9 protein-coding genes are annotated in these 13,183 nt (G+C 45.3%); all 9 read left to right on the top strand.

The features are described from left to right. Positions 1-2: 2 nt before the first annotated feature. The 9 genes from ACTNBR_RS12955 (at position 3) to ACTNBR_RS12915 (ending at position 13,043) form a co-directional block, all read left to right on the top strand. Complete coding sequence (locus tag ACTNBR_RS12955; protein ID WP_441018601.1) at positions 3-1,868, top strand: heavy metal translocating P-type ATPase; 1,866 nt, start codon at positions 3-5, stop codon at positions 1,866-1,868. Between the two features lie 37 nt (positions 1,869-1,905). Then, a complete protein-coding gene (locus ACTNBR_RS12950) occupies positions 1,906-2,460 on the top strand; it encodes a tetratricopeptide repeat protein (protein ID WP_441018599.1) in 555 nt (184 codons plus the stop codon). Positions 2,461-2,465: 5 nt separating this feature from the next. Continuing rightward, complete coding sequence (gene hflX, locus ACTNBR_RS12945; protein WP_441018597.1) at positions 2,466-3,710, top strand: GTPase HflX; 1,245 nt, start codon at positions 2,466-2,468, stop codon at positions 3,708-3,710. Positions 3,711-3,712: 2 nt separating this feature from the next. Next, positions 3,713-7,048: a helicase-exonuclease AddAB subunit AddB gene (gene addB / locus ACTNBR_RS12940; protein WP_441018595.1), complete on the top strand. Its 3,336-nt coding sequence runs from the start codon at positions 3,713-3,715 to the stop codon at positions 7,046-7,048. Further along, positions 7,049-10,693, top strand: a complete 3,645-nt coding sequence (gene addA, locus ACTNBR_RS12935; RefSeq protein WP_441018593.1) for a helicase-exonuclease AddAB subunit AddA — start codon at positions 7,049-7,051, stop codon at positions 10,691-10,693. Beyond that, entirely contained in the window at positions 10,690-10,956 is a 267-nt protein-coding gene (locus tag ACTNBR_RS12930; protein WP_427806234.1) for a DUF1294 domain-containing protein, read from the top strand. Before addA ends, ACTNBR_RS12930 begins: the two co-directional genes overlap by 4 nt. Positions 10,957-11,137: 181 nt before the next feature. Then, positions 11,138-11,461: a PadR family transcriptional regulator gene (locus tag ACTNBR_RS12925; RefSeq protein WP_427806235.1), complete on the top strand. Its 324-nt coding sequence runs from the start codon at positions 11,138-11,140 to the stop codon at positions 11,459-11,461. After that, positions 11,458-12,177 (top strand): DUF1700 domain-containing protein, encoded by a 720-nt coding sequence (locus tag ACTNBR_RS12920; protein ID WP_441018592.1) that lies wholly within the window; start codon positions 11,458-11,460, stop codon positions 12,175-12,177. The genes ACTNBR_RS12925 and ACTNBR_RS12920 overlap by 4 nt, the downstream gene beginning before the upstream one ends. After that, positions 12,177-13,043 carry a DUF4097 family beta strand repeat-containing protein gene (locus ACTNBR_RS12915; protein WP_427806237.1) on the top strand — a complete coding sequence of 289 codons (867 nt, stop codon included), beginning with the start codon at positions 12,177-12,179 and terminating at the stop codon, positions 13,041-13,043. The genes ACTNBR_RS12920 and ACTNBR_RS12915 overlap by 1 nt, the downstream gene beginning before the upstream one ends. Positions 13,044-13,183 lie beyond the last annotated feature (140 nt).

Raw genomic sequence — 13,183 nt, 5'->3', positions numbered from 1 at the left:
TTATGACCAAAGAGATAAAAAGACAGTGGATCGTATTTGGAGCGGGTCTACTTGCATTTTGGGGAAATATCGTGCTCCGGGAGAAGGAAATGATCGTGGGGAATATGGTATTCCCCTTCTTTCTTATATCCTACATTTTGCTGGGATATACAGTGTTCCGGCACGTTATAAGAAACATAGAAAAAAAGCAGTACTTTAATGAGAATATTCTGATCGTGATGGCATCTGCGGGAGCAGTCGGAATTGGAAGATATACGGAAGGCAATCTGATCATGATGCTGTTTGCATTTGCCGGAATCATGGAAGATATGCTTATGAAGCATTCTAGAAATGTAATCATTAAGCTGATGGATATGCAGCCTACTGTGGCGGTGAAAAAAGTACGTGGAAAAGAATACAAGGTGGCACCGGAGCTTTTGAAAATTCGAGATACGGTGGTGGTAAAACCCGGAGAACGTATCCCTGTGGACGGGGTCGTGACAACCGGAGAAACGACGGTGGATTCGCGGATGCTGACGGGGGAGATGATTCCGCAGACAGCCCGGGAAGGGGACAGAGTATACGGGGGAAGCATTAATCTTACCGGTGTGATCGAAATCAGAGTGATCCGGACTTATCAGGAGTCGACCTTATCACGGATCCGTCAGATGGTGGATGACGCAGGCGGGGAAGATACAGAAAATACGACAATGACGGGGCGGTTTATGTGGAAATATATTCCGGCTGTTATAATGCTTGCCGTTGCGGTTGCAGTTGTTCCTCCCCTTACGTTTTCATGGGGGCAGTGGCATGAATGGATCTACCGTGCCTTTTTGTTCCTGATTGCCGCATGTCCGTGCGGCCTTCTGATCTCAGAGCCCATTGCTTTTCTGGGAGGAATTTCGGCGGCGGCGAAGCACGGTGTGATCATTAAGGGCGGAAGGTTTTTGGAATATCTCACGGAAGCGGATGTGTTTATTTTTGACAAGACCGGTACGCTTACTGAAGGCGTGTTTGAAGTGACGGAAGTGCATCCAACGGAGATCACAACAGACGAGCTTCTGAAATATGCAGCTTATGCGGAAAGTTATTCCAATCATCCGATTGCCAAATCCCTCCAAAGAGCCTATGGGCATCCGATTGATAAAAAGCAGGTGCAATGGATCAAGGAGACGGCGGGACTCGGGGTCAGTGCAACCGTAGAAGGAAAAAGAGTACATATCGGGAATCGTAGGATGGCGAAAAAGCATGGTGCTGAATATGAGCAGGTAGAAAGTGGAGGAACTGTTTTACATGTAGTTGTGGATGATAGATATGCCGGATATATTGTGGCGGAAGATACAATCAAAGAAGAAGCATATGATCTGATCGAGTGGCTTCAGAAGAAGGTTCATGTATTGACTGTAATGCTGACGGGTGATCGGCGGTCGGCGGCGCTTCATGTCGCTCGGAAATTGAATATTGATTATGCCTATGCGGGACTTCTTCCGAAGGATAAGCTGGAACAGTTGGAGCATTTTCAGGGATTGAAAGAAGAAAACGAGAAAGTGGTTTTTGTTGGCGACGGAATGAACGATGCGATTGTGCTGAAAAAAGCAGATGTCGGTGTGGCAATGGGAGCACTCGGATGTGATGCCGCGATTGAGGCTGCGGATATCGTACTTCTTGAGGATGACCTCTCCAGACTGGCCGGCGTGATCGGCCTTTCAAGAGAAACCTGCCGTGTTGTAAAGGGGAATATCAGACTGGCAATGTTTGTGAAGATTGTGGCGCTGATACTTGCAGGACTTAAGCTTGCTACACTTAGAACAATTTTGATTGTGGATTTGGCAGTTATGTTTGTGGGACTTTTGAATGCACTTTTAATTTCAAAATATGCGATGGAATAATCTTAATATAGAAGGGTAGATTAGAATGAGAAACAGTATGAAGAAATGGAACAAAAGCAAATATAGTTTGGTGATGCTGCTTCTGGCTGTGATGTTGGCAACTTCTGGCTGTACTTCCATTGTAAAAGAAGGGGCAGAGCTGCTTGAAGAAGGAAATTATACAGAGGCAGCGGAAAAATTCCAGGAGTCAGTTGATAAAGGAAAAGACCTGGGAGAAGCATGGAGGGGGCTGGGAATCTGCTACTGGGAAGAAGAAGATTACGAAAAGGCAGAAAAGGCGTTTGGAAATGCACTTCAAAACGGTTCGGAGGAAACAGCAACCATTTATAATATGTTGGGAATCTGTGCATTGATGACGGATAAACCGGAAAAGGCAGTCTATTATTTTGAAAATGGGCAGGAGTTCCCGGATGCGGGTCAGGAGCTTTTGAAAGAAATGTCATTTAATCTGATTGCGGCTTATGAGCAGGTGGGGGATTATCAGAAAGCAAAAGAAAAGCTGGAAGTTTATCTCAGTCTGTATCCGGATGATGAACGTGCGCTGAAAGAAAAAGAGTTTTTGAATACGCAGGTCCCAAGTAGAGAGGAATAGAATGTATGGCAATCTATGAGATAAAAGATGAAAAAGAAAAGCTCATTCTGGTGGGAGTCGCAAGCAGTGCGAACGATGATACCGAACAGTCATTGGATGAGCTTTGCGATCTGGTCGATACGGCAGGAGGTGTGGTCGTCGGCAGGGTCATTCAGAGGCGGGAGATGATTCATCCCGCCACTTATGTTGGTAAGGGGAAAATTGAGGAAATCAAAGAACTTTTGTGGGAAACAGATGCGGACGGCATTGTTTGTGATGATGAATTGTCCCCTGCACAGACAGCGAATCTGACAGAACTTTTGGATACAAAGATAATGGATCGGACACTCATCATCCTGGATATCTTTGCCGGGAGAGCATCGACCAGTGAAGGGAAGATCCAGGTGGAGCTGGCTCAGCTCCGTTACAGGCAGACTCAGCTTACCGGCGCCGGCAAGGCATTGTCCCGTTTGGGAGGAGGAATTGGCACAAGAGGACCGGGAGAAAAGAAATTGGAGATGGATCGAAGGCTGATTAAGAACCGGATTGCCCTTCTCAACAGAGAACTTAAGGATGTCAAAAGACATCGAGATCTTACCAGAGAACAGCGCAGCAGAAATCATATGCAGGTGGCTGCCATCGTAGGATATACGAATGCGGGAAAATCCACATTGCTTAATACGCTGACGGATGCAAAGGTATTGGAAGAGGATCAGCTTTTTGCAACGCTGGATCCTACAACAAGAAATTTGAAGCTGCCGAGCGGCCAGGAGATGTTGGTGACGGATACGGTCGGATTTATCAGGAAGCTTCCGCATCACCTGATTGAAGCGTTCCGGAGTACTCTGGAGGAGGCAAAGTATGCGGACCTGATTCTCCATGTGGTAGATTCCTCCAACCCGCAGATGGACGAGCAGATGTATGTGGTATATGAGACACTGCGTAAGTTGGAAGTCATGAATAAACCTGTCATTACAGTATTTAATAAGATGGATCGACGTGGGGAGAACGCATTGCTGCGCGATTTTCAGGCAGACAGAACCGTGCAGATTTCGGCAAAGACCGGAGAAGGGATTCCAGAGCTTCTCTGTGCGATTGAACAGCAGCTGCGGGAACAGAAAATTCTAATAGAAAGAATGTATCCTTATCAGGAAAGCTCCCGCGTACAGATGATTAGAAAATATGGAGAGCTTCTGGAAGAACACTATACGGAAGAAGGAATTTATATCCGGGCTTACGTCCCGAAGGAGATCTATGGAAGGAGTTTGTGATCATGTCTCTTCAGTTTATTTTTGGAAATTCCGGATCCGGAAAATCTCATTATTTGTATGAATATATTATCCGGGAATCAATACGGTTCCCGGATAAAAATTATATTGTACTGGTTCCGGAACAGTTTACGATGCAGACACAAAAGGAGCTGGTCATGCGTCATCCAAGACATGGGATTATGAATATTGATGTGCTTAGTTTTGCTCGTCTTGCATTTCGCGTGATGGAAGAAACAGGGGAAAGTGGGCGTAAAGTACTGGATGACGAAGGAAAGAATCTGATTCTGAGAAAGATAGCCGGAAAGCTGGAACCGTCATTAAAAGTTATCAAAGCTAACCTGAAAAAACCGGGTTATACCAGTGAGGTAAAATCGGTTATTTCAGAACTGACACAATATAATATCCAGCCGGAAGGAATGGGGCCTTTATTCGATGCGGCAGGTGACAATATGAGCCTTTTGCTGAAACTAAAGGATATTCAAACGGTTTATTCGGCATTTGAACAGTATCTGGCTGATCAATATATTACGAAGGAAGAAATTATGGATGTGCTCAGCCGGGTGATGGGAAAATCCCGGATATTGAAAGACAGCGTGATCGCCCTGGACGGATTTACCGGATTTACACCGGTACAGAATAAGGTCCTGAGTGAAATGCTGACATATTGCAGCAAAGTCTGCGTGACGGTTACTATGGATGAGCGTGAGAATCCTTATGTGTTAAAGGACAAGTATCAGCTTTTCTCATTAAGTAAGCAGATGGTGAAATCACTCATAGAACTGGCACAGGAAAAAGAGGTTTTGGTGGAAGAGTCGGTCTGTCTTTATAGCAGGCCGGTTTATCGTTTCCGCTGTAATCCTGCGCTTGCACATCTGGAATCAGAAGTGTTTCGGCATGCTCAAGAGAAGTATCAGAAAAAAACGGATCGTGTCCGCTTGTATCTGGCGCATAATCCGGCAGATGAAGTTATGTGTGCGGCTCAGAGGATTCGCTTTCTTGTGCGGAAGAAGGGCTATCGGTATAGAGATATTGCCGTGATTGCCAGTGATATGAATGTTTATGCTGACGAAATCGAAAAGAACTTTGCAAGATATCATATTCCGGTATTCCTGGATTATAAGAGAAATGTACTTCTGAATTCTTTCGTGGAATATGTGCGGAGTCTTCTTGGAATTGCAGAACAGAATTTTTCCTACGAGAGTGTATTTAGGTTTTTGAGAACCGGACTTGCAGGATTTACATCAGGTGAAGTGGATCTGATGGAAAACTATGTCCTTGCACTTGGAATCCGTGGGTATAAGAAATGGCAGGAAAAATGGATCAGACGCAGTGCGCAGACGACAGAAGAAGACCTGGAGACACTGAATCATTTGCGGGTGCGTCTGGTGGAAAAGATGGACGGACTGATGTTTGTGCTGAAGCAGCGTAAAAAAACGGTGAAGGATGTGACGACCGCACTCTATGAATTTCTGGTACAGGAGGAAATGCAGCAGAAGATAAAGGTTCAGGAGAACCAGTTTGCGGAGGCGGGGGAGCTGGCACTGGCAAAGGAATATTCGCAGATTTACCGGGCTGTCATGGAGCTCTTTGATAAGTTTGTTGGACTTCTTGGAGATGAATATATTTCACTCAAGGAATATTCAGAACTTCTGGATGCCGGGCTCGAGGAGGCGAGAGTGGGAGTGATTCCTCCAAGTCTGGACGAAGTAATGGCGGGTGATGTTGAGAGAACGCGTTTGAAGAATATCAAGGCTCTGATTTTCCTGGGAGCGAATGATAATCTGGTGCCGGGGATTATGCCTACGAAGGGACTGATCACCGAGCATGACAGGGAGCGGTTCGAGAATGCCGGAATCACTCTGACACCGGGAACGAAAGAAAAAACCTGTATTCAGAAGTTTTATCTTTATCTTCATATGACGAAACCTACGGAAGAATTGACTGTCAGTTTCAGCAAAGTTTCGGCAGAAGGAAAAAGTCTGCGTCCTTCTTATCTGATCGGGGAGCTTAAGAAGATTTTTCCGGAAGTACCGATTTATGATATGGATCAGTATGGACCGGAAGTGCTGGAACTGGTGCCGGAGCTAGGAATCGATTATCTGATTGAAGGATTGAGAAAGCCCCAGCGGCAAAAAGATGGAATATGGCAGGAGCTATATCGCTGGTATTTGAAAGATGAGAGATGGAAAAAGGATGTGGAAAGGCTGGTAAATGCGAGCAGGTATCGGAAACGGGAAGATTCACTGGCGAAAGAGACGGCTGAAAAGCTCTATGGGCCCTGGGATCCGAGTGTATCCAGAATGGAGAAATTCGTTGCTTGTGCCTGTGCACATTTTATAGCTTACGGGCTCCGGCTTAAGGAGAGAGAGGAATACCGCTTTGCAGCGCTGGATTTCGGAAATATATTTCATTCAGCAATGGAGAAGTATGCTCTTAAACTGGAGAAAGAACAGGAAGGGTGGACGGAAATATCTGAAGCGGATAGTCGAAAACTGATCGAGGAAAGCGTGGACGAGTGTATTGTGGATTACAGTAATACGGTCCTTTATAGTTCTGCGCGTAATGCTTATATGATTCCACGTATCAAACGGATGATGCGCCGGACGGTGTGGGCGATGACCAGACAATTGGAAAAGGGACAGTTTCGGCCGGAAGGGTATGAGGTGCGATTTGGCAGCGGAAAAATAGACCGGATCGACACCTGTGAGACGGAGGATTCTGTTTACGTGAAAATTCTCGACTACAAGACCGGAACAAAAACTTTTGATATGGCAGCGTTTTACCATGGACTCCAACTGCAGCTTGTTGTATATATGGAGGAAGCATTGAAGCTGGAAGAGAGAAAACATCCGGGAAAAAGGGTTGTACCTGCAGGAATCTTCTATTATCGGATTAAAGATCCGGTGGTGGAGAAGCAGATCGATCAGGAGAAACTGGAAGAGGCAATCATGAAAGAATTGCGTCTGGATGGACTGGTCAATGCAGATGAGGCAGTGATTCAGAAGCTGGATCAGGATTTTACGGCGGGATCCAGCGTGATTCCAGTATCGCGAACGAAGAATGGATTGTCCAAAACATCCAAGATCGTGAATGATGAAGAATTCAGAGAGATACTGGATTATGCGGCAAAGAAACGGAATGATCTGCGGGAAAAGATGTTGAGTGGAAATGCAGAAGCGGCGCCTTACGAGATGGGAAAACAGACAGGGTGCGATTATTGTATATATAGGGAGATCTGCGGATTTGATGACCAGATTCAGGGATATGAGTATCGGAATCTTCCTGTATATACCAGAGAAGAAGTGTTGCATAAAATATCCGGAAAGGGGGAACGATAGATGGGCGTGACGTGGACGAAGGAGCAACAGCAGGTTATAGACTTGAGAAACCGGAATATCCTGGTTTCGGCGGCGGCCGGTTCCGGAAAAACAGCGGTTCTGGTAGAACGTATCATTAGCCGTCTGACGAAAGAGACTCCTCCGCTTGATATTGACCGGATGCTGATCGTGACTTACACTGATGCTGCGGCAGCGGAAATGAAAGAACGTATTGCAGCGGCAATCGGAAAAGCAGTGGAAGAAAATCCACAGGATGAACATTTAAAGCATCAGCTTGATCTGATACATACTGCCAGGATCACAACGATCCACAGTTTTTGTATGTCTGTGATCCGAGAGTATTTTCATGTGATCGATCTGGACCCGGGATTCAGGGTGGCGGAAGACGGAGAATTGCGCCTTTTGAGGCAGGATGTCTTAAAAGAAATGCTGGAAGCACATTTTGCCGAAGAAGATGAATTGTTTCTCCAATTTGTAGAGACATTTGCAACTGGACGGGAAGACACGAAACTGGAAGAGATTATTGAACAGTTGTATCATTTTTCGGGGAGTTATCCGGACCCGGATGCCTGGCTGGATCAGTGTGTGGCGGCCTATCAGTCAGGGATGGAAGAAGACTCGGAATTTATGAAAAGGGGATTTGCCTATATTCAAAACTGTCTGGGAGACATTCGCGCGTATATGGAAAAGGCGAGAATGCTTTGTAATGAGCCTTCCGGCCCGTATATGTATGAAAAAACGATCGATGAGGATGAACAGATACTGAAACCTCTTTTTGCGGCGGACACTTATGAGAAGATGTGGCGAGTGTTCCCGGAGAAAGGAAGTTGGGCACGTCTTGCACCGAATCGTGACAAAGAAGTGGATCCGGAGCTTACCGGTCAGGTTAAAGAGCTGAGAGAGACGTGGAAGAAACTGATCGAGAATCTGCGAGAAGGCTATTTTTTCCAGAGCCCGGAGGGGATGAAAGAGGACCTCGCGATGTGTTTACCTGTTGTGACTGTACTTGTGAATCTGGTGAAAGAATTTGAAAGGGCATTTGCGGAAAAGAAGGCGGAAAAGAATCTGATTGATTTTCGGGATATGGAGCAGTTTGCACTCAAAATTCTGACCAGAAAGGAAAATGGGTATCTGGTTCCTTCGGAGACTGCCCTGGAATATCAGGAACAGTTTGAGGAAGTTATGATCGATGAATATCAAGACAGTAACTTTCTTCAGGAAGCAATACTGACCAGTGTTTCCAGAGTAAGCAAAGGAGAAAATAACCTTTTCATGGTGGGGGATGTAAAGCAGAGTATCTATCGATTCCGACTCTCCAGACCGGAACTTTTTATGGAAAAGTTTGAACATTACAGTACAGAGGACGGAGATTGCCGTCGAATTGATCTGCATAAGAACTTTCGAAGCAGAGCGGAGGTGCTGGAACCTGTCAATGGAATTTTTCGTCAGATTATGACGAAAAATCTGGGGAAAATTGAATATGACGATCACGCGGCCCTTTATGTAGGAGCGGACTACCCGGATTGTCCGGGCAATGAGGCGGAACTATTACTGATTGACACGCAGGAGGAAGAAGAAGGACAAATTGAAGGAACGCGACAGAAAAAATCTGTGCAGACAGCGCGGGAAATGGAAGCGAAGGCGGTGGCTGAACGGATTCATTTGTTGATGGACAGCCAGAAAATCTGGGATAAGGATGCCCAAACATTCCGTAAGGTGGAATACCGCGATATCGTAATTCTCTCGAGAAGTATCAGCGGATGGGCAGATGTATTTGCGCGAGTTTTAAGTCAGGAAGGTATTCCCGCGTATACAGAGTCGAAGGAAGGGTACTTTCAAACGCTGGAGATTGGGTGGATGCTGGATTACCTCCGCGTTCTGGATAATTTCAGGCAGGAGCTGCCTCTTGCGGCGGTCCTAAAATCTCCATTTGGCGGCCTAAGCAATGAAGAAATGGCGGAAATTCGTGTTATGTTTCCGGAACAGCCGTTTTATGACTCCGTACGGATGGTGGCAAATATAGAAGGAGAGACTGGTGCGAAACTTCGAAAAGTCTTGAAACAGATCGAGGATATGCGGAGTCGTATCCCATATACCTCGATTCATGATCTGCTCTGGCAGATCATGACGGAAACCGGATATAGGGGATATATATCTGCCATGCCGGGCGGAGAACAGAGGCTGGCGAACCTGGAGATGCTTCTTGTAAGGGCAAAGACGTTTGAGGCTACCAGTTATAAAGGATTATTTCATTTTGTCCGATACATTGAACAGCTTCAGAAATATGAAGTGGACTATGGCGAGGCGGGCATTTACGATGCACAGACGGATGCGGTGCGTATCATGAGTATTCATAAAAGCAAGGGTCTGGAATTTCCTGTCGTTATTGTTGTAGGCATGGGAAAGCGATTCAATACTCAGGATATCCGGGGAAGCGTTGTGATTCATCCCGATCTGGGAATCGGGATCGATGCGGTTGATTTGACGAGACGTACGAAGTCTCCGGCAATTTTGAAAAAAGTGATTCAGATGGAAACCGGACTGGAGAATCTGGGAGAGGAACTGAGAGTCCTTTATGTTGCGATGACAAGGGCAAAAGAAAAGCTGATTATGACAGGAGTCATTCCGGGAGCCCAAAAGAAACTGGAGATACTCGATACATTTTTAGAAGAAGGACAAGACACGCTGGAATTCACCAGACTGATCGGAGCAAAGACTTATCTGGACTGGGTAATTCCGGCAACCCTGAGACTGCATGAATCGGATTCTGTGCAGGTCCAGGTGATATCACCTTCAGATCTTACTGCTATGGAGGCGGAAAGGAGCCTGGAAGAACAACTGGATGCATCATTGATGCTGCAGGAAGTCACAAATGAAGGCAGTCCGTTTGCGAGCCACGATGAGGCGTTTGCAGCCAGAATTGCCGAACAGTTCACTTATCAGTATCCATATGAGGGTGAAGAACAGCTTAAAATGAAATTTACTGTTTCTGAATTGAAAAAACGTGCATATCTTTTGGGGGAAGAAGAAAACGGAGAGATGCTGGCGGAAGAGGAAGATGTGGTGCCGTTGATCCCTGAGTTTTTACAGGAAAAAGAGGAACTGACAGGGGCATCCCGGGGAAGTACCTATCATAAATTGCTGGAACTTCTGGATTTTACGAAGGAGTACGATGAAGAAGTGCTCCGAAAAGAAATCGATTATTTCCGGCAGCAGGGATTTCTGACGAATGAGATGGCCGCATGTATCCGGCCGGATGATATTTTGCATTTTCTGGATACTGATATGGGAAAAAGAATGAAAAAAGCGGCAGGATGCGGCAGACTTCATCGAGAGCAGCCTTTTGTATTCGGGATTGATGCCAAAGAACTTTATCCGGACACTGCTTCTGGGGAACTGGTGCTGATTCAGGGAATTATCGATGTGTATCTGGAAGAAGATGATGGACTTGTGGTGCTTGATTATAAGACGGATCAGGTGAAATTTGGAAGAGAACTGGTGGAAAAATATCAGGAGCAGCTTCGGCTTTATGCCAGGGCACTGGAACAAATGACATTAAAAAATGTAAAAGAAGAAGTGATTTATTCCTTTACGCTTGGTGAAGAAATTCTGCTGGTAGATCAGGAAGGTAGACTGGAAAAATGATTTGGAAAGAAATAGTGATATATCTGATCGTGATCAATATGCTGACATTCTGCGTGTATGGAATCGATAAGAGAAAGGCAATCAGAAAGCAATGGAGAGTTCCGGAAAGAACGCTACTTTTCCTTGCGGTGATCGGAGGATCAATCGGAGCGTTGGCTGGAATGCAGGTATTCCGACATAAAACGCGACATTTAAAATTTAAACTAGGAGTACCGGGGATTCTGGTTGTACAGGTGATCATTCTGTATTGCGTTATGAAATAAAAATCGAATTGGACGATGAAAAAAGCATTTTTACCGAAGAAAACAGGGTGAGAGTGCTTTTTTATTTTTGAAATAATAATGTATTGACAAACAATATTATACGGCATATAATATAAGTATAAAAATAATATAAGGGATCGAATAATATTGCAGATTCTAAAATAGAAAAAGGAGTGAGAGCATGGTATTTAACACCGGAGCGGCTCTTCTGGATGCCATTGTATTGGCAGTAGTTTCCAAAGAACAGCAGGGAACGTACGGATATAAGATAACCCAGGATGTAAGGAAAGCCCTGGAAGTATCGGAATCGACACTGTATCCGGTATTGAGGAGACTACAGAAGGATGAATGCCTGGAAGTATATGATATGCAGTTTGACGGAAGAAATCGACGCTATTATAAAGTGACGGATAAGGGAATGGCGCAGCTTCAGCTTTACCGGGCAGAGTGGAAGAAATACTCGCAGAAGATTACTGATATGTTCGAGGGAGGAGTGAACTTATGACACGCGTAGAATTTATGAATGAGCTGCGTGCATTGCTTTGGGACTTGTCCGTGGAGGAAAGAGAAGAGGCATTGCAGTATTATAATGATTATTTTGATGATGCAGGCGCAGAGAATGAAGCTGACATTATCAAAGAATTGGAAAGTCCGAGGAAGGTAGCCGAGACGATCAAAGCAGGTCTTGGCGGACAGAACGAATTTCATAGTGAATACAGGGAAACCGGATATACAGATACCCGATTTGAAAAGAATGATTCTCCGGCGAAAAGAGAAGGATACCGAAGCACGGGACGTAGAATGAGCGAAAGTGATTATAGGGAGAAAAAACCCTGGACGAGTAAGACACTGAAGATTATCCTTATCGTTTTAATCGTTCTGATCGGAGCACCGTTCGTGATACCGGCGGTGGTCGGAATCCTTGCGGCGATCCTTGGAATTCTGATTGCGATCGTGGCAGTGGTTGCAGCAGTCCTTGTATCTGGGGTTGCGGTTTCCGTTTCTGGAATCGGGATTGCAGCAGTGGGATTTACGCAGATCTTTCATTCGGCACCGCTGGCTTTGGCATTGATTGGCGCCGGACTGCTGGTACTTGCATTAGGCATTATGCTGACAGCATTGATTGGCTGGATCTGTGCAAAAATCGTCCCACCGGTATTCCGTTGGTTTGTAGAACTTTGCAGAAAACCATTTCTAAGAAAGAAGGGAGGGGCCTGCTAATGAAAAGAGGATGGAAAATATTCTGGATCGTTATTGCGACGATTGTAGTGATGGGATTGATATTCTGCGGAGCGGCTTTGGTGCTTGGATTCCGTATCCATGATTTACGGAAAGAATATCCGAATGGAATTGTGCTGTTTGGAGACGATGATATGGAATGGGATGATGATCCGCTGGAAAATGAATATCTGAATCCGGAAGCAGCTATGGAATATGATGATATCACAGAGCTTGAGATGATTCTTGGTGGTTGTGATGTGGAACTTGTTCAGGGAACAGATGAAAAGCTGCGAGTCGATACATCGAAACTTACTTTTGGAGACACGGGAGTCAGTATCAGAATGCAGACAAGCGGCAGTAAATTAAAAATTTATATGGAAAAAGGAAATCAGATCTGGGATGTTTGTAAAATCAAGAACAAGAATCATGGGTTTGGAATACTTTATATAGAAGTTCCGGCATCGGTAAGAATGGAAAACATCACATTGCATGCGGGTGCGGCAAATGTAATGGCAGATGGGCTTTATGCGAAAAAAATGGAATTGAAGATCGGAGCGGCGGACTGCGATATTCGAAACGCTGATGTAGATAATCTTGTGGCAGAAGTGGGCGCCGGAGATCTAGAAGTGGAAGGAACATGTAACAGAGATGTTGATCTGAAATGCGGGGCTGGAGAAATGGATCTTGATCTTTGCGGAAATGAAAAGGACTTTAACTACTCTTTGAAATGCGGAGCTGGAGAAATTGAGATTGCCGATCAGGAATACGGTGGACTGGCAGTTGCCAGGGAGATTGACAATGGAAGCAGCAAAACGGTTGAGATCGTTTGTGGCGCCGGAGATGTATCAATAACATTTGTACGATAAACATTGGCCTGTAAGGGAAAAATTGTAAGGGGTAGTGTCAAGTAATCTATGAAAAACTGGGCCGAAAAAAACAGGCTCAAACGAACCTTGAAAATTGCAAATATATAAGACGGAAGGCCCTCCGGGGGCTCAGGGCGCTG

Origin of the sequence: Bariatricus sp. HCP28S3_F11, assembly GCF_052065395.1 — a bacterium.
In the GTDB taxonomy this organism is placed as follows: Bacteria; Bacillota; Clostridia; order Lachnospirales; family Lachnospiraceae; genus Allocoprococcus.
Note: the sequence above shows the minus strand (reverse complement) of the source record. Positions and strands in the feature narration are given on the sequence as shown.

Coding starts and splice junctions, on each gene's coding strand:
- hflX (WP_441018597.1), top strand. CDS start 2,466: ATGGCAATCTATGAGATAAAAGATGAAAAAGAAAAGCTCATTCTGGTG.
- ACTNBR_RS12925 (WP_427806235.1), top strand. CDS start 11,138: ATGGTATTTAACACCGGAGCGGCTCTTCTGGATGCCATTGTATTGGCA.
- addB (WP_441018595.1), top strand. CDS start 3,713: ATGTCTCTTCAGTTTATTTTTGGAAATTCCGGATCCGGAAAATCTCAT.
- ACTNBR_RS12930 (WP_427806234.1), top strand. CDS start 10,690: ATGATTTGGAAAGAAATAGTGATATATCTGATCGTGATCAATATGCTG.
- addA (WP_441018593.1), top strand. CDS start 7,049: ATGGGCGTGACGTGGACGAAGGAGCAACAGCAGGTTATAGACTTGAGA.
- ACTNBR_RS12950 (WP_441018599.1), top strand. CDS start 1,906: ATGAAGAAATGGAACAAAAGCAAATATAGTTTGGTGATGCTGCTTCTG.
- ACTNBR_RS12920 (WP_441018592.1), top strand. CDS start 11,458: ATGACACGCGTAGAATTTATGAATGAGCTGCGTGCATTGCTTTGGGAC.
- ACTNBR_RS12915 (WP_427806237.1), top strand. CDS start 12,177: ATGAAAAGAGGATGGAAAATATTCTGGATCGTTATTGCGACGATTGTA.
- ACTNBR_RS12955 (WP_441018601.1), top strand. CDS start 3: ATGACCAAAGAGATAAAAAGACAGTGGATCGTATTTGGAGCGGGTCTA.